Annotated in this window: 12 protein-coding genes; 2 read left to right on the forward strand and 10 right to left on the reverse strand. The window is 72.8% G+C overall.

Annotated elements, in window-relative coordinates; all coding sequences use genetic code 11:
- Positions 1–54: 54 nt before the first annotated feature.
- Positions 55–1,842 (reverse strand): gamma-glutamyltransferase family protein, encoded by a 1,788-nt coding sequence (locus ACH4N1_RS09300; protein WP_398095979.1) that lies wholly within the window; start codon positions 1,840–1,842, stop codon positions 55–57.
- 458 nt (positions 1,843–2,300) lie between these two features.
- Between ACH4N1_RS09300 and ACH4N1_RS09305 the strand changes: the two genes are divergently transcribed.
- Complete coding sequence (locus tag ACH4N1_RS09305) at positions 2,301–2,984, forward strand: hypothetical protein (RefSeq protein ID WP_398095727.1); 684 nt, start codon at positions 2,301–2,303, stop codon at positions 2,982–2,984.
- A 143-nt stretch (positions 2,985–3,127) separates the two neighbouring features.
- On the opposite strand, the gene ACH4N1_RS09310 is transcribed toward ACH4N1_RS09305, so the two are convergent.
- The 9 genes from ACH4N1_RS09310 to ACH4N1_RS09350 all read right to left on the reverse strand — a co-directional run bounded on the left by ACH4N1_RS09310 (position 3,128) and on the right by ACH4N1_RS09350 (position 14,522).
- The gene (locus tag ACH4N1_RS09310) at positions 3,128–4,654 is read right to left on the reverse strand and encodes an NCS1 family nucleobase:cation symporter-1 (protein WP_398095728.1); all 1,527 of its coding nucleotides are present in this window, start codon (positions 4,652–4,654) and stop codon (positions 3,128–3,130) included.
- 206 nt (positions 4,655–4,860) lie between these two features.
- Positions 4,861–5,880 (reverse strand): TIGR03842 family LLM class F420-dependent oxidoreductase, encoded by a 1,020-nt coding sequence (locus ACH4N1_RS09315; protein WP_398095730.1) that lies wholly within the window; start codon positions 5,878–5,880, stop codon positions 4,861–4,863.
- A 10-nt stretch (positions 5,881–5,890) separates the two neighbouring features.
- Complete coding sequence (gene hydA, locus ACH4N1_RS09320; RefSeq protein WP_398095731.1) at positions 5,891–7,333, reverse strand: dihydropyrimidinase; 1,443 nt, start codon at positions 7,331–7,333, stop codon at positions 5,891–5,893.
- Positions 7,334–7,426: 93 nt separating this feature from the next.
- Positions 7,427–8,269: a nitrilase-related carbon-nitrogen hydrolase gene (locus tag ACH4N1_RS09325; RefSeq protein ID WP_398095732.1), complete on the reverse strand. Its 843-nt coding sequence runs from the start codon at positions 8,267–8,269 to the stop codon at positions 7,427–7,429.
- A 155-nt stretch (positions 8,270–8,424) separates the two neighbouring features.
- Entirely contained in the window at positions 8,425–10,044 is a 1,620-nt protein-coding gene (locus ACH4N1_RS09330) for a PucR family transcriptional regulator (RefSeq protein ID WP_398095734.1), read from the reverse strand.
- Between the two features lie 104 nt (positions 10,045–10,148).
- Entirely contained in the window at positions 10,149–11,432 is a 1,284-nt protein-coding gene (locus ACH4N1_RS09335; protein WP_398095735.1) for an aspartate aminotransferase family protein, read from the reverse strand.
- Positions 11,429–12,271, reverse strand: a complete 843-nt coding sequence (locus ACH4N1_RS09340; protein WP_398095736.1) for a nitrilase-related carbon-nitrogen hydrolase — start codon at positions 12,269–12,271, stop codon at positions 11,429–11,431. The genes ACH4N1_RS09335 and ACH4N1_RS09340 overlap by 4 nt, the downstream gene beginning before the upstream one ends.
- A gap of 184 nt (positions 12,272–12,455) precedes the next feature.
- Positions 12,456–14,000: a hypothetical protein gene (locus ACH4N1_RS09345; RefSeq protein WP_398095737.1), complete on the reverse strand. Its 1,545-nt coding sequence runs from the start codon at positions 13,998–14,000 to the stop codon at positions 12,456–12,458.
- Between the two features lie 213 nt (positions 14,001–14,213).
- Positions 14,214–14,522: a helix-turn-helix domain-containing protein gene (locus ACH4N1_RS09350; protein WP_398095739.1), complete on the reverse strand. Its 309-nt coding sequence runs from the start codon at positions 14,520–14,522 to the stop codon at positions 14,214–14,216.
- A gap of 325 nt (positions 14,523–14,847) precedes the next feature.
- Here ACH4N1_RS09350 and ACH4N1_RS09355 point away from each other — a divergent pair, with 325 nt between their 5' ends.
- Positions 14,848–17,394: an ATP-dependent Clp protease ATP-binding subunit gene (locus tag ACH4N1_RS09355; protein ID WP_398095741.1), complete on the forward strand. Its 2,547-nt coding sequence runs from the start codon at positions 14,848–14,850 to the stop codon at positions 17,392–17,394.
- Positions 17,395–17,402 lie beyond the last annotated feature (8 nt).

A 17,402-nucleotide genomic window follows, 5' to 3' on the forward strand; every position in this document is an offset into this window, starting at 1 on the left:
CGGGCCTCGCCTCCAGGCCTCGCCTCCGGACCCTGCCCCGGCCTCGGCCCCGCCTCAGCGCCCCACCGCATACCCCTGCATCCCCCGTGGGTTCGCCGCCGCCGACAGGATCCCCGTCTCCGGGTCCCGGGCGACGGCGCACAGCCGGCCCTCGGACCACGGGTCGGCGACGGTCACGTCGTGGCCGCGGCCGCGGAGGTCCTCGACGACGGGCCACGGCATGCGGGACTCCACGGTCAGGCTGCCCGGCCGCATGCCGCGGGGGTAGAAGGAGCCCGGGAAGGCGTCGGTGTGCCAGTTCGGGGCGTCGATCGCGCCCTGGAGGTCCAGCCCGCCGCGCACCCGCGCGCGCAGGGCCACGGCCAGGAAGAAATGCAGCTGCCACTGGTCCTGCTGGTCGCCGCCGGGAGTGCCGAAGGCCAGGACCGGGACGCCGTCGCGCAGCGCGATCGAGGGCGTGAGGGTGGTGCGGGGGCGGCGGCCGGGGGTGAGGGAGTTCGGCAGGCCCTCCTCCAGCCAGGTCATCTGCAGCCGGGTGCCGAGCGGGAAGCCCAGTTCGGGCACGACCGGGTTGGACTGGAGCCAGCCGCCGCTGGGCGTGGCGGCGACCATGTTGCCCCAGTGGTCGACGACGTCGAGGTGGCAGGTGTCGCCGCGGGTGGTGCCGTCCGCGGCGGTCTCCGGCTCGCCCGGCACCGGCGGGGCCGGACGCCCGGCGACGGTCGGCTCGCCGGCGCCCATGGGGCTGAACCCGGTCTCGTCCGTGGTCACCGCGCGCGCGTGGGCGCTCAGCCGGGGCTCGCGTCCGCCGGGGCTGCCCGGCCGCAGCTCGTACGACGCCTTGTCGCCGATCAGCGCGCGCCGGCCGGCGTTGTACGGGACCGAGAGCAGCTCGTCCAGCGGGACCCCGGCCGCGTCGCCGTACCAGGCCTCGCGGTCGGCCATGGCGAGTTTGCAGCCCTCCACGAGGAGGTGGACGTAGTCGGCGGAGCCGTGGGCGGGCAGCTCCGGCGGGAGGAGGGCGAGTTGCTGGAGGAAGGCCGGGCCCTGGCTCCAGGGGCCCGCCTTGCAGACGGTCCAGCCGTTCCAGTCGTACGTCGCCGGCGCCTCGTAGGCCGCGGACCAGCCGGCGAGGTCGGCGGCGGTGAGGGTGCCGGCGTGGCGCTCGCCGCTGGTGTCCAGGGTGGGGCGCCCGGCCTGCCGGACGAGGGCCTCGGCGATGAATCCGCTGCGCCAGACCTCCCGCGCGGCGTCGATGCGGGCCGTCCGGTCCCCGGCGCCGGCCGTCTCGGCGAGCAGCCTCTTCCAGGTGGCGGCGAGCGCGGGGTTGCGCAACAGCCGGCCGGGGCCGGGCGCCCGGCCACCGGGCAGGTAGACCTCGGCGGAGGACGTCCACTCGGTCTCGAACAGCTCGCGCACGGTCTCGACGGTCGCGCCGACGTTCTCCACGGGCGCGTGCCCGTGCTCGGCGTAGCCGACGGCGTACTTCAGGACGTCGTCGAGGGACTTGGTGCCGTGGTCGCGGAGCAGGAGCAGCCAGGCGTCGAAGGCGCCGGGCACGGCCGCCGCGAGGGGGCCCGTGCCGGGGACGAGGTCCAGACCGAGGCCGCGGTAGTGGGCGACGGTCGCGCCGGCCGGGGCGACGCCCTGCCCGCACAGCACCCGCACCTCGCCGCCCGCGGGGGCCAGCAGGATCGGCACCTCTCCGGCGGGGCCGTTGAGGTGGGGTTCGACGACGTGCAGCACGAAGGCGCCGGCCACGGCGGCGTCGTAGGCGTTGCCGCCGTCCTCCAGGACGGCCATCGCCGACTGGGAGGCCAGCCAGTGGGTGGAGGACACCATGCCGAAGGTGCCCTGGAGGGTGGGACGGGTGGTGAACGGCACTTCTCACCTCTTCGTCGACGCGACAACCGGTGGACCGGCGCCCGGATGCTACCCCCGCCCTCGCGGCCGCGGCGGACGGCGTGTTCCGGCCGGCCGGTTTCCACCCCTGCCCGCCCGGACGAGGAGGTCCGACGGTCCCGGCGACGTGCGGAAGGCCGTCCTCGGCAGCCGTCGGTCGGCAACGGCTGCAAGGCCGGCGCGGTCCCCCGGCCCGGGGCCGTGGGCTCGGCCCAGGGCTCGCCGGGCGCCCCCAGCCGGGAGGGCCGTACCGCCCGCCGTGGCGGAAATCCTCCCCTCCGCTGTCACCGCGCCACCACGGAGCGAGTTCGCACTTCCTCCCCACAGGGAGTCGTGTGAGACTGACGTCCCCGTCCGCGTCGTGGACCTCGTCCGCGCCGTCCCCACGAAAGCGCGCCGTGCGTTCTCTCCCCCTGCCGCTCGCCCTCACCGCGCGACTGACCCCGGTGATCGTGCTCGCCTGCGCGGGCTGGGCGCTGTCGTCCGGCCCGCTCGACTCCGGGAAGGAGACCGCGGCCGAGGACACGCGGAAGTCCCGCTCGGAGTCGGCGGAGTCGTCCGAGTCGTCCGCCCCGTCCTCGACGGCGGTCACGAAGACGTACGGCGCCGCTCCCCCGCCCTGCACGAGTGTGGCCGCCAAGACGGTGAGTTCGCTGGTGCCGACCGCGAAGACGGCGGGCAAGGAGATCCCGTCGACGGACACCTCCCTGCGCCGCACCTGCTCCTGGAACGCGCTCAAGGGGTACGACTACCGGTGGCTGGACGTCTCCTTCGAGCTGCTGGAGTCCGACGAGTCCGCCGCGGCGTCGTACCAGGACCGCACCACGGAGAAGAACGGCGGCGGGGCCGTTCCGGGGCTCGGGGACGAGGGCTACTCGGTGGTGAACCTGACCACGGAGGACAAGCAGCAGACCCGTGAGGGCACCGTCATCGCGAGGGTGGCGAACGCGCTCGTCGTCGTCACCTACAACGGCAGCGACTTCGAGTCGAAGAAGGCTCCGAGCACGGACGAGATCAACAAGGGCGCGATCAAGGCGGCGAAGGAGGCGGTCGCCTCACTGAAGGCCGCCGCGGTGAACTGAGCCCGGCCGGAACTGAGCGCCGGCCGGAACAGGGCGCCGGAGGGTCCCCCACCCGCCGGCCACCCCGCCCACCCTTCCTGACACGTCACGCATCACGCGTCCTGCTCCTCACGCGTCACGCCTCACGCGTCGTGCACCACGCCTCACGCGATGGTCCTCTCCCGTCCCCTCGTCAGCATCAGCGCCACGTAGAGCGCCATCGAGGTGCCCAGGCCCACGGCCCAGCCGTAGTCGGCCAGCGGTTCCAGCGCCGGGACGGGCCGCCCGTCGACGAGCGGCTCGAAGCTCGCGCCGCCGACGGCGAGGACACCGCCCACCGCGAAGGCCACGACGGCCCGCCAGTTCCAGCCGGCGTCGTACCAGTACCGGCCTCCGGTGCGGTAGAGGTCGGTCAGGTCGAGCTTGCCGCGGCGCAGGATCCAGTAGTCGGCGATGAGGATGCCGGCGACCGTGCCGAGTAGCCCGCCGACCAGGCCGAGCCAGGTGAAGATGTAGCCCTGCGGGTCGGAGTACAGCTTCCACGGGAAGATCAGCACACCGAGCACGCAGGTGGCGAGCGCACCGGTGCGGAAACTGATCCTCCGGGGCGCGATGTTGGAGAAGTCGAAGGCCGGCGAGACCAGGTTGGCCGCGATGTTCACCGACAGCGTCGCCACCAGCACGGTCACCAGCGCGAACAGCAGTCCCACGACGTTGTCCGTCTTGGCGGCGAGCTGTACCGGATCCCAGATCGTCTCGCCGTACACGGCCTGCGAACCGGAGGTGACCAGCACCGACAGCAGGGCGAACAACGTCATGGTCGTGGGCAGACCAAGAGCTTGCCCCCACGTCTGCGCCTTCTGCGACTTGCCGTAGCGCGTGAAGTCGGGGATGTTCAGCGACAGCGTCGACCAGAAGCCGATCATGCCCATGAGGGACGGCCAGAAGAGCTTCCAGAAGTCGCCGCCCCAGCCCAGCTTCGACGGCTGGTCGAGCAACGGGCCGAAACCGCCGGCCTTGTCGCTCATCCAGACCAGCATCACGAGCGCGCCGACGAGGACGAAGGGCGCGGCCCAGTTCTCGAAGCGGCGAATCGTCTCCATGCCCCGGTAGATGATCGCGACCTGGAGCGCCCAGAAGATCGCGAACGACAGCCACATCGTCCAGGGGTGGCCGCCGAACGCCCCGGCCTCGCTCCAGCCGTTGCCGATCAGTTTTCCGGCCAGGAAGTAGATCGCCTCGCCGCCGATCCAGGTCTGGATGCCGAACCAGCCGCACGCCACCAACGCCCTTACGACGGCGGGGAGGTTGGCGCCGCGGATGCCGAAGGAGGCGCGGGCGAAGACCGGGAAGGGGATGCCGTACTTCGGTCCCGCGTGCCCGGTGAGCAGCATCGGCACCAGCACGATCAGGTTGGCGAGGGCGATGGTGAGCACCGCCTGCTTCCAGTCCATGCCGACGGCGATCAGACCGGAGGCGAGGGTCCACGAGGCCGTGTTGTGGGCCATGCCGATCCACAGCGCGGAGAAGTTGTACGTGGTCCAGGTGCGCTTCTCGACGGGGACCGGCAGCAGGTCCTCGTTGGCGTAGGGGCCGCTGGGCGGCGGCGAACCAGGGGCGATCTCCACCCGGCCGTCGGCGAGGGTGACTTGGGAGGTCGGCGGTATGGCCGTGGGAGCGGTGTCGGTCATGGGCAGGCCAATCGAACGAGGTGGGACGGGAGAGGCCGTGCGGGCGGTACCGAGGGGGGTGCGCGGGAAGGCGCCCTGGGCCCCCTTCCCCGGACGGCGGGAAGGGGGAGTTCTGAGGGGGTCGGCGGGCCGGCGACCGAGCCGGCGCCCGTTCAACAGTTGACGACAAGTCAGCCGGTTTTGGCAGGTCGGATGTTGACGGCGGGTCAGCCGTTGACGGCGGGGATCACCCGGGAGCCGTAGGCGTCGATGGTGGCCTCCTGCGCGTCGTGCATGTCGTAGACGGCGAACTGGTCGACGCCCAGCTCCCGCAGCGCGTTCAGCTTCTCGACGTGCTTCTCCACCGGACCGACGAGGCAGAAGCGGTCGACGATCTCGTCGGGCACGAACCGGGTGTCGGGGTTGTCGGCGCGGCCGTGGTGCGCGTAGTCGTAGCCCTCCCGGGCCTTGATGTAGTCGGTGAGTTCGTCGGGTACGGCGGCGGAGTGCTCGCCGTACTTGGAGACCAGGTCGGCGACGTGGTTGCCGACCATCCCGCCGAACCAGCGGCACTGCTCGCGGGCGTGGGCGAGCGCCTCGGGCGAGTCGTCCTCGGTGACGTACGCAGGGGCGGCGACGCAGATCTTCACCTCGGCGGGGTCGCGGCCGGCGGCGACGGCGGCGTCCTTCACCGTCTTGACCATGTACTCGGTGAGGTACAGGTCGGCGAGCTGGAGGATGAAGCCGTCGGCCTCCTCGCCGGTCATCTTCAGCGCCTTGGGACCGTACGCGGCCATCCAGACGGGGAGTTCGGCGCCCGGCTTGATCCACGGGAACCTGATCACCGTGCCGCCGAGGTCGGCCTCGTCGCCGCGGCCGAGGGCGCGGATGACCTTCATGGCGTCGCTGATGCGGGCGAGGGTGTTGGGCTTGCGGCCCGCGACGCGCATCGCGGAGTCGCCGCGGCCGATGCCGCACACCGTGCGGTTGCCGAACATGTCGTTGAGGGTGGCGAAGGTGGAGGCGGTGACCTCCCAGGTACGGGTGCCCGGGTTGGTGACCATCGGACCGACCGTCAACGTGCTGGTGTTGGCCAGGATCTGACTGTAGATCACGAACGGCTCCTGCCAGAGCACGGCCGAGTCGAAGGTCCACCCGTGGGTGAAGCCGTTGCGTTCGGCCCGCTGCATCAGGCTGATGACCTTCGAGGCGGGCGGGTCGGTCTGCAGGACGAGTCCGAAGTCCATGGCACCACTCCTAGGTGAGGTACTGACAGGTGGAGCGCGGGATGTAGGCGCCGTGACCGGCGCGACCGGTGTACTCCCGCTCGGTGATGACGGGCTCGCCCCGCGAGAGGACCGTCTCGACGCGGCCGGTGATCCGCTTGCCCTCGTACGCCGAGTAGTCGACGTTCATGTGGTGGGTCTCGGCGGAGACGGTCTGCTCCGCGTGCGGGTCGTAGATCACGACGTCCGCGTCGGCGCCCGGGGCGATGGTGCCCTTCTTCGGGTACATGCCGAACATGCGCGCCGGGGTGGCGCAGGCGATCTCGATCCAGCGGCGGCGCGAGATGTGTCCGTCGACGACGGCCTGGTGGAGCAGGTCCATGCGGTTCTCGACGCCGGGCAGACCGTTGGGGATCTTGGAGAAGTCGCCCCGGCCCAGCTCCTTCTGGCCCGTGAAGCAGAAGGGGCAGTGGTCCGTCGACACCACCTGGAGGTCGTTGGTGCGCAGTCCCTGCCACAGCTTGGCCTGGTGCTCCCTGGGGCGCAGGGGCGTGCTGCACACGTACTTGGAGCCCTCGAAGCCGGGCTCGGCGAGGTTGTCGGTGGACAGGAACAGGTACTGCGGGCAGGTCTCGCCGAAGACGTTCAGCCCCTCGTCGCGCGCCCGGGCCAGTTCCGTGACCGCTTCCATCGCCGACACGTGCACCACGTAGAGGGGGGCGCCGGCGACCTGCGCGAGTCTGATGGCGCGGTGGGTCGCCTCGGCCTCCAGCAGTGCCTTGCGCACCTCGCCGTGGTGGCGGGGGTCGGTCTCGCCGCGGGCGAGGGCCTGCTCGACGAGGACGTCGATGGCGATGCCGTTCTCCGCGTGCATCATGATCAGGCCGCCGTTCTCGGCGGAGCGCTGCATGGCGCGCAGGATCTGGCCGTCGTCGCTGTAGAAGACGCCCGGATACGCCATGAACTGCTTGAAGGAGGTCACGCCCTCCTCCACCAGCAGGTCCATCTCCTTGAGCGTCTCCTGGTTCACGTCGGAGACGATCATGTGGAAGGCGTAGTCGATCGCGCAGTTGCCCTCGGCCTTGGCGTGCCAGGCGTCCAGGCCCGCGCGCAGGGTGTGGCCGACGCTCTGCACGGCGAAGTCGACGATCGTCGTGGTGCCGCCCCAGGCGGCCGCGCGGGTGCCGGTCTCGAAGGTGTCGGAGGCGAAGGTGCCGCCGAACGGCAGCTCCATGTGGGTGTGGGCGTCGACCCCGCCCGGGATGACGTACTTCCCGGTGGCGTCGATGACCCTCCCCCACCCTTCGGGCGGGGGCGCCCCCGTCTCGCTTCGCTCGGCGGTCCAGGCCTGGGCGGCCGGGGTGCCGGAGGCGGCGAGGGCGGCGATACGGCCGTCCTCGATCAGGACGTCGGCGTGGATCTCGTCGGACGCGGTGATGACGAGGCCACCCCGGATGACGGTTCGGCTGCTCATGCTCCCTCTCCTGCCGTGCTCAACACGTGCGTCGTGCCGGGGGACCGCCGCCGGCCCGGCCCCGTGCACCGGACCGGCGGCGGTCGCGGCCTGCTACGGGGCGGTCAGCGGCGGGTAGGCGTCGGGACGGCGGTCCCGGTAGAACTGCCAGCGGTCGCGGACCTCGCGCAGCTTGGCCATGTCCAGGTCGCGGACGACGAGTTCGCTCTCCTTGTCGCTCGCCACCTCGCCGACGAACTGCGCCTCCGGGTCCACGAAGTACGAGGTCCCGTAGAAGTCGTTGTCGCCCAGTTCCTCGACGCCGACCCGGTTGATCGCGCCGACGAAGTACTCGTTGGCGACGGCCGCCGCCGGCTGCTCCAGCTGCCACAGGTAGGCGGACAGGCCGCGCGAGGTGGCGGACGGGTTGAAGACGATCTCGGCGCCCGCCAGGCCCAGGGCGCGCCAGCCCTCGGGGAAGTGACGGTCGTAGCAGATGTACACGCCGATCCTGCCCACGGCGGTGTCGAAGACCGGCCAGCCGACGTTGCCGGGACGGAAGTAGAACTTCTCCCAGAAGCCCTTCACCTGCGGGATGTGGTGCTTGCGGTACTTGCCGAGGTACGAGCCGTCGGCGTCGATCACCGCGGCGGTGTTGTAGAGGACGCCGGGCTGCTCCTCCTCGTACATCGGCAGCACCAGGACGATGCCGTGCTCGCGGGCGAGGGCCCGGAACCGCTCGACGATCGGCCCGTCGGGGATCCGCTCGGCGTACTCGTAGAACGTCGGGTCCTGGACCTGGCAGAAGTACGGCCCGTAGAACAGTTCCTGGAAACACAGGACTTGGGCACCCTGGGCGGCCGCGTCGCGCACCGCCTGCTCGTGCACCCGGATCATCGACTCCTTGTCGCCGGTCCACGCGGTCTGGAAGACGGCGGCTCGGACCACTTGGCTCATCGGGACCTCCGGTCGCTCGGTGTGCGAGGAGCCTAGGAAGTCCGAAAGCGGGCTTTGAGGTGCACCGTGTCACGTCCGGGGGCATCCGGCGTGCCACGGTGTCACGACCTCGTCGACACATGTTTCACCACCGTTTTCCCAGGTCGTCGCATGTTTCACTGTTGTTGCGCGTCGTGCGCGAGGAGGGCGATGTGCACCGACGCGGCCTGCTCGAAGTCGTCGAGGTCCACGCCGAGCCGCGCCTGGATCGCCTCCAGCCGCCGGTACAGCGCGGGCCGTGACACGTGGTGGAGCTGGGCGGTGCGGGACTTGTTGCGGCCGGTGGCGAGGTAGGTGCGCAGGACGGCGAGCAGATCGTCGCCGGCCGCGCACAGCAGCCCGTCCAGTTCCCGTTCGGCGAAGGCCTGCACGTGCGGGTCGTCCCGCAACAGCCGTATCAGGCCCCGCAGGTGGACGTCCTTGAGGCGGACGACGGCCGGCAGGTCGAGGACGGCGGAGGAGTCGGCGACGGCGTCGGCGACGTGCCGGGCCTCGCGCAGTCCGGCGGGTACGTCGTCCCAGGCGGTGCGGGGGGACGCGGCGGCCACGACGGTGCCGCTCTCCCCGGACTCGGTGCGCAGCCGGGCCGCGAAGTGCGCGGTGAGCGCCTCGGCGTCCTGGTCCCGGGCCAGGCTGAGCAGGACGGCGGTGGCGCCGTCGGCGAGTTCGGCGACCAGTCCGGCCATGCCCAGCAGGCGCAGCAGCCGCTCGAGTGGGGTGCGGTGGCCGTCGCGGACGACCAGCGGGACGAAGGTGCGCCGGTTGACCGGCAGTCCGGCGGCCCGCGCCCGGGGCAGCAGCTGGCGGGCCGCCACGACGCCGGAGACCAGGTCGGTGAGGAGGCCCTGCGCGGACTGCTCCTCCCAGGAGTGGGCGGAGGCGCCGCCGAGCATGCGGTGCAGGACGAGGGCCTCGGCGGCCCGGTCGGCGAGCAGCCGCCCGCCGGCGGTGTCGCCGCGGTAGCCGCAGAGCATGATCTGGCCCCAGCGTTCGCCGCGTCCGCCCAGTTCTGCGCGGATCCAGCCGTCGCCCTCGGTGCCTCCCCCAGTGCCTGAACGGCCTGGGTGGTGCCCCCATGCCTGCCGGGCGATGCGTTCCCAGTCGCGCAGCACGTCGTCGACCGCGGACCGCTCCCCCGCGGTCGCGAGGACCCGGTGGGCGAGGTTGGTGACGACGACGGGACAGCCGGTGTGGTGGGCGATCTCGTCGAGCAGGTGTTGCAGCGGCGCACCGGCGGTGATGAGCGCGGTGAGCGCGGTGCGTACGGCCTCGGAGAGGCTGACGGCGGCGAACTTGCGCCGCACCAGGCGCGCCTGGACCTCCTCGGTGAGTTCCGCGAAGGGGAAGGGCCGGTGCAGGACGACCATGGGCAGTCCGCACCGTTCGGCGGCGCGCCGCATCATGGCCGGCGTGGCCGCGAAGGCCCTCCCGAGACCGAGGACGACGGCGGCGGCCTCCGCCCGGTGCAGCGAACGGACGTACTCGGCCTGGGCGTTCTCGTCACCGGCGAGCAGCACTCCGGTGGTGAGGACCATCTCGCCGCCGCTGAGCATCACGCCGACGTCGGCGGCCTCGGCGACGTGCACCCAGCGCACGGGCCGGTCGAGCTGGGCCGCGCCGGCCACCACCTCGGGCTCCCCGGCCAGCACGCGTTCCAGCGCGAGGACCTGACGGACCGACAGGGCGGGTTCCAGGGGCTCGACGGGCCCCGGGTGCTCCCGGATGGTGGTGGTCATGGCGTGGTTCCCTTGGCTCAGGCGCCGCTGTGTGCGCTCGGGCGGTGCCGGTGCGTCGGGCACCGCCGGGTGCGCTCGGACACCGCGGTGCGGCCGCTCGGGCGCTACCGCGTGCCTCTCAGCGCGCTGTCGAGGATCGCGGCGCCCTCCTCGGCCTCCGCGACGGTCAGGGACAGGGGCGGGGCGATGCGCAGGGCGCTGGTGCTGTGGCCGCCGCCCTTGCCGATCAGCAGGCCGTCGGCGCGGGCGGCCTCCAGGACGGCGGCGGCCCGGTCGGGGTCGGCCCGGTCGGTGCCGGGCTCGGTCAGTTCGATCCCGATCATCAGCCCGCGGCCGCGCACCTCGCGCACGCCCGGATCCTGCGCGGCGGCGGCCCGCAGCCGTTCGATGAGCAGTCCGCCGACCCGCCGGGCGTTGCCCTGGAGGTCGTGCTCCAGCAGGTGGGTGAGGTTGGCGAGGCCGGCGGCCATGGTGACCTGGGTGCCGCCGAAGGTGGAGATGCTGTTGGCGTCGAGGCAGTTCATGATCTCGGAGCGGGCGATCACCCCGCCGACGGACATGCCGTTGCCGATGCCCTTGGCGAAGGTCACGATGTCGGGCGGGCCGTTGCGGTCGTGTGCCTGCCAGCCCCAGAAGTGGTCGCCGGTGCGGCCCCAGCCGGTCTGCACCTCGTCGGCGATCCACAGGATCCCGTGTGCGTCCAGCACTTCCCGGAACGCCGCGTACAGCCCGTCGGGCGGGGACGTGAAGCCGCCGACGCCCTGGACCGGCTCGGCGATCAGGGCGGCGGGCGGCCGGGTGTGGCCGAGCAGGTCCTTCAGGTCCTCGACGCAGGCCGCGATGAAGGCGGTGTCGTCGAGCGCGGCGTACGGGCCGCGGGTGCGCACGCCTCCGTGGACGTACAGCGTCTGGAGCGGGGACAGCGAGGTGGGCGACCAGCCGCGGTTGCCGGTGATGCCGACGGCGCTGAAGGAGCGGCCGTGGTAGCTGTTGCGCATCGCCAGGATCGTGTTGCTGCGCCGGTGGGCGGTGGCGAGCAGCAGGGCGGTGTCGTTGGCCTCGGTTCCGGAGGTGGTGAAGAAGACGCGGGCGTCCGGGATGCCGCTCAGCCGGGCGATGCGCTCGGCGAGTTCGACCATCGGGCGGTTGAGGTAGAGCGTGGAGGAGTGGATGATCCGTCCGGCCTGCTCGCTCACCGCCTTGGTGACCTCGGGCAGCGCGTGCGCGGTCATGGTCGTGAGGATGCCGCCGAAGAAGTCGAGGTACTTGTTCCCCTCGGCGTCCCACACGTGGCGGCCCTCGCCGTGGGTGAGTTCCAGCGGCCGGTCGTAGTAGAGCGCGAGCCAGTCCGGCAGGACCCGGCGGTGGCGGGCGTGGAGGTCGTTCACGGCCGCACCAGCCCTTCGTAGGCGTCGGGCCGGCGGTCGCGGTAGAAGGCCCACGTCCGCCGCACCTCCTCGACCAGGTCGAGGTCGAGGTCGCGGACGAGGAGTTCCTCGTCCTTGTCGCCGGCGGTCCCGCCGACGACCTGTCCGCGCGGGTCGACGAAGTAGGAGGTGCCGTAGAAGTCGTTGTCGCCGTACTCCTCGACGCCGACCCGGTTGATGGCGGCGACGAAGTACTGGTTGGCCACGGCGGCCGCGGGCTGTTCGAGCTGCCAGAGGTGGGCGGAGAGCCCCCGGTGGGTGGCGGACGGGTTGTAGACCAGCTGGGCGCCGCCCAGGCCGAGCTGGCGCCAGCCCTCGGGGAAGTGGCGGTCGTAGCAGATGTAGACGCCGACCTTGCCGACGGCGGTGTCGAAGACCGGCCAGCCGAGGTTGCCGGGACGGAAGTAGTACTTCTCCCAGAAGCCCTTCACCTGCGGGATGTGGTGCTTGCGGTACTTGCCGAGGTAGGTGCCGTCGGCGTCGATCACGGCCGCGGTGTTGTAGTAGAAGCCGGACTGCTCGATCTCGAAGACCGGGACGACGGTCACCATGCCCGTCTCGCGGGCCAGCTCCTGCATACGGCGCACGGTCGGCCCGTCGGGGACCGGCTCGGCCCAGCGGTAGTGCTCCGGCTCCTGGACCTGGCAGAAGTAGGGGGCGTTGAAGACTTCCTGGAAACCGATGATCCGCGCGCCCTGCCGGGCCGCCTCGCGGGCGTGCTCCTCGTGTTTCGCCACCATGGACTCGGTGTCGCCGGTCCAGGTGGCCTGGACCAGGGCGGCACGTACGACGTTGGCCATGAGCTGCTCCTTCGGCGGAAGACGTCAGAGCCCTCTACGCCCGTAGAAGCGGGCCGTAGAGGGACGAACGTAAGCCTCCGGGACGGGCTTGCCAAGACCATCGTCGTTAACCCGCGGAGTCGATCGCGTTTCACACTCAGGTGGGTGAGTCGGAGGCGTACGGCGTACCGGCGGGGTCCGGGGTTCAGGTCGTGAAGCCGGCGACCCGCAGGGCGTGCACCAGGTCCCAGTGCCGCTCGTCCGACACGCCGCGGGCGGCCTCCAGCAGCAGCGGAACCAGGAGCTGCGGGTCGGGGGCGACGCTGCGGGCCGCCTCCTCGGGGGTGCGGACGCGGACGTAGGCGTCCAGCAGCGCCTCCACCTCGCGGTGGCGGCCCTCGGCCGCCAGGGCGCCGACGGCCTCCCCGATCTCGCCGGCCGGACGGGCGACGCCCTGCCGCAGGATCTGCTCACCGTCGGCCGTGCGGCCCGCCTCGACCAGGGCGTCCGCCGCGGCGACGAGCCGGTCGGCGGGCAGCGAGGCGGCCTCCCACAGCAGGGTCGTCCAGTCGGCGGTGAGTCCGGACCGCTGAAGGCCCTCGGCGAGCAGCGGGATCCGGGCGGCGGGCCAGTACGCCAGCTCGACGAGCAGCACGTGCGCCTCGCCGCTGCGGCCCTCGGCGCGGAGCCGGATCAGCCGTTGCACCGCCTCGGCGGTCTCCCCGCGGGCCGTCGCGTCCACCGGCCCGGCCGACGGCTCGGGCCGGGGCTGCGGCTCCTCGGCGGCGGCCCCGGCGAACCGGGCACCGCGCGGGGTGCGGCGGGTGCGCGGCGCGGGCGCCGGCGACGGCGTCCCGGCGGCGGGGGGTACGGCGACGGGGCCGGCCGCCTCCTCGGTCATCCCGGCGAACCGCGCACCGCCCCGGCGGCGCTTGCGCTGCCGGGGGACGGCGGCGGAGGCGGCGTCGTCGTCCGGGGCGGGCTCGTGGGCGACGGGTTCGGCGCGTGCCCGGTCGTGGGCGGACGGTGCCTCGTGGACGGCTCGTGCCTCGTGGACAGCTCGTGCCTCGTGGACGGCCCGTGCCTCGTGGGAGTCGGTGCCGGTGTCCTCCGGGCCGCGGACGGCGAAAGCGTCCGGGGCCGGCCCGGGGTGCGGAGATGCCGGGGAGTGCGGGAGTCGGCGGCCCTCGGCCCGGCCGGCGCGGCCCCCGCCGGCGCCGCCCCCACCGATGCCACCTCCGCCGCGTCGGTCGACGTCGGCCATGCGGCGGCGGAGTTCGGCGCAGCGGGCGGTGGCCCGTTCGTGGTCGTCGTGGGCCCAGGCCAGGTCGAGGCGGACGGCCTCGGCCTCCTCGCGGGTGGTCGCGGCGGCGAGGAGGCGGCCCAGTTCGGCCTCCCGGCCGGCGGCGTGGCGCTGTTCGCGGAGCATGGCGTCGAGCCGGTCCCCGAGGGCGTCACGGGCGCCGGGGCGGGCGTCCTGGGCGGCAAGGGCCGCGATGTGCAGGGGCCGGGCCCGTTCCGCCTCCCGGGTGGCGGCGGGGGCGCCGTAGTGCGCGGCGAGGTCCTGGAGGAGGGCCTCCACGACGTCCCAGGGCGGCACCTCACGGCCGTCGAGGCAGGCGCGCATACCGTCCGGGTCGCGCTGCCAGAAGACCGCGCACCAGCCGGCGCCCTGATCCAGGCGCGCCAGCAGTCCGTCCAGGTAGTTCGCGAACTCCCTCAGTTGCCTTGGGAGTTGATCCAAAGTCATCGCCCAGCTCCCGCCCGACCGGAACACTCCGGTCCGTAGGGAACACCATGCGTGTTACAGCGCGGCTACGGGGAGTTTTCGGAGAAGACGCGGCGATCTCCCGCCGCGCCGCCGGCCGGTGGCGGTCGACCGTCGACGACTGACGGTCGGCGGTCGGTCGCCATCGGCCGGCGGTCGGTCGCCGGAGCGGGTTCCCGTACGGCGGGCAACCGCTCAGGCGACCCGGCCGACCACGTGCGCCGGACCCCCCGCGTCGGCCGCGCCCCCCTGCGGGACCGCCACCAGCGCGCACCGCGCCGCCAGTTCGTCCATGGACAGGCCGAGCGCACGGGCGAGGGCGGCGACGGTGAAGAAGGCCGGAGTCGGCGCCCGGCCGGTCTCGATCTTGCGGAGCGTCTCGGCGGAGATGCCGGCGCCCGCCGCGATCACGGCCATGCTGCGACCGCCTCGGGCCTCGCGGAGCAGGGCGCCGAGCCGCTCGCCGCGTTCGCGCTCTTCGGGGGTCAGCGGGGTGCGTACCATGAAGCCATTCTAATACCGGTATAACAATTGGCGCGATGGGACCGGAGCGGTGGGACCGGAGAAGGGCACGCGGGGGCGATCGCGGGAACGGGGCCGCACGCCCCGGCCGAACGGCAGCCGCCCCCGCCCCGCCGCCCCCGGAGTCGTCCCGAAGCTGCCCCGAGACCGCCGCCGGACCCGCTCCGAAGCCAGCCCGGCGTCTTCGCGCCGAGTCGAGGACGAAGCAGGACATGCCGCCCCAAAAGGAACGTGTCATCGTGGTGTAGCCCGGCACGGACACGAAACTCGTCGGCACCGGCAACGCAGTCGATGGAAACGGAACGCCATGACCAGCGGCTACATCGGCCCGGAGGGGGACCCCTTCGGTGAATTCCTGGCCCGCTTCTTCGGCGGGCCCCGCCCCGGCCCCCGCCAGATCAACATCGGCCAGCTCCTCAGCCAGCCGGCCAGGGAACTGGTCCGCGGCGCGGCCCAGTACGCCGCCGAGCACGGCAGCCGGGACCTGGACACCGAGCACCTGTTGCGCGCCGCCCTCGCGGCGGAGCCGACGCGCGGTCTGCTCAGCCGCGCCGGGGCGGACCCCGACTCCCTCGCGACGGAGATCGACGAGCGCTCGGGCCCCGTGCAGCACCCGCCGGGCGAGGTGCCGCCGCCCACCTCGCTGTCGCTGACGCCGGCCGCCAAGCGGGCCCTGCTGGACGCCCACGACCTGGCGCGCTCGCGCGGCAACGGCTACATCGGCCCCGAGCACGTGCTGAGCGCGCTCGCCGCGAACCCGGACTCCGCGGCCGGGCACATCCTCAACGCGGCCCGCTTCGCGCCGTCCGCCGGCCCGTCCGAGCCCTCGGACGCCATGCCCGCCCAGTCCCGCCAGGAACGGCAGCGTCCCACCTCCACGCCCACCCTGGACAAGTACGGCCGGGACCTCACCGACCTGGCGCGCCAGGGCCGTATCGACCCGGTGATCGGCCGGGACGACGAGATCGAGCAGACGATCGAGGTGCTGTCCCGGCGCGGCAAGAACAACCCCGTGCTGATCGGTGACGCGGGGGTCGGCAAGACCGCGATCGTGGAGGGGCTCGCCCAGCGCATCGCGGACGGTGACGTGCCGGACGTGCTGGCCGACCGCCGGGTCGTCGCCCTGGACCTGACCGCCGTGGTGGCCGGCACTCGTTACCGGGGCGATTTCGAGGAGCGCCTCAACGCCATCGTGAACGAGATCCGCGAGCACTCCGACCAGCTGATCGTGTTCATCGACGAGTTGCACACGGTCGTGGGCGCGGGCGGCGGCGGCGAGTCGGGTTCGATGGACGCGGGCAACATCCTCAAGCCGGCCCTGGCCCGCGGCGAGCTGCACGTCGTGGGCGCGACGACGCTGGAGGAGTACCGGCGGATCGAGAAGGACGCGGCACTGGCCCGCCGGTTCCAGCCGGTCCTGGTGCCGGAGCCGTCGGCCGCGGACGCGATCGAGATCCTGCGCGGTCTGCGCGACCGGTACGAGGCCCACCACCAGGTCCGCTACACCGACGAGGCGCTGGTGGCGGCCGTGGAGCTGTCCGACCGCTACCTCACCGACCGGCGGCTGCCCGACAAGGCCATCGACCTCATCGACCAGGCGGGCGCCCGGGTGCGCCTCGGGGCCCGCAGGAAGGGCACGGACGTGCGCGCCATGGAGCGCGAGGTCGAACAGCTCACCCGTGACAAGGATCAGGCGGCGGCCGACGAGCAGTACGAGCAGGCCACCCGACTGCGGGACCGCATCGTCGAGTTGAAGCAGCGGATGACGGACGCGGCCGGGGGCGGCGAGGTCGACGAGGGCCAGCACCTGGAGGTCACCACCGAGGCCGTCGCCGAGGTCGTCTCCCGGCAGACCGGCATCCCCGTCGCCAGTCTCACCCAGGAGGAGAAGGACCGCCTGCTCGGTCTGGAGCAGCATCTGCACGAGCGGGTCGTCGGCCAGGACGAGGCCGTACGGGTCGTCTCGGACGCGGTGCTGCGCTCGCGTGCCGGGCTGTCGAGCCCGGACCGGCCGATCGGCAGCTTCCTGTTCCTCGGCCCGACCGGCGTCGGCAAGACCGAACTGGCCCGCGCCCTCGCCGAGGCGCTGTTCGGCAGCGAGGAGCGGATGATCCGCCTGGACATGAGCGAGTACCAGGAGCGGCACACCGTGAGCCGCCTGGTGGGCGCCCCGCCCGGTTACGTCGGCCACGAGGAGGCGGGCCAGCTGACCGAGGCGGTGCGCCGGCACCCGTACTCGCTGCTGCTGCTCGACGAGGTGGAGAAGGCCCACCCGGACGTCTTCAACATCCTGCTCCAGGTCCTCGACGACGGACGGCTGACCGACGCGCAGGGCCGCACGGTCGACTTCACCAACACGGTGATCGTGATGACCAGCAACCTGGGTTCGGAGGCGATCACGCGGCGCGGTGCCGGCATCGGTTTCGGGGCCGGCGGCGCGGACGCGGACGAGGAGGCGCGCCGGGAGCAGGTCATGCGCCCGCTGCGCGAGCACTTCCGGCCGGAGTTCCTCAACCGCATCGACGAGATCGTCGTCTTCCGTCAGCTCAGCACCGACCAACTGCGGCGGATCACCGACCTGTTGCTGGAAGGTACCCGCCGGCTGGTGCACTCGCAGGGCATCACCGTGCGGTTCTCCGCCGCCGCCGTCGACTGGCTCGCCGAGCGCGGGTACCAGCCCGAGTACGGCGCCCGCCCGCTGCGCCGCACCATCCAGCGCGAGGTCGACAACCAGTTGTCGCGGCTGCTGCTCGACGGGCGGGTCCAGGAGGGCGCCGCCGTGACGGTCGACGTCGAGGACGGGCGGCTCGCGTTCCGCACGAGCAGCGACGAGCCGCCCGCTCCCGAACGGTGAGGCCGCCG

The sequence above is a fragment of the Streptomyces sp. NPDC017202 genome (assembly GCF_044331705.1).
In the GTDB taxonomy this organism is placed as follows: Bacteria; Actinomycetota; Actinomycetes; order Streptomycetales; family Streptomycetaceae; genus Streptomyces.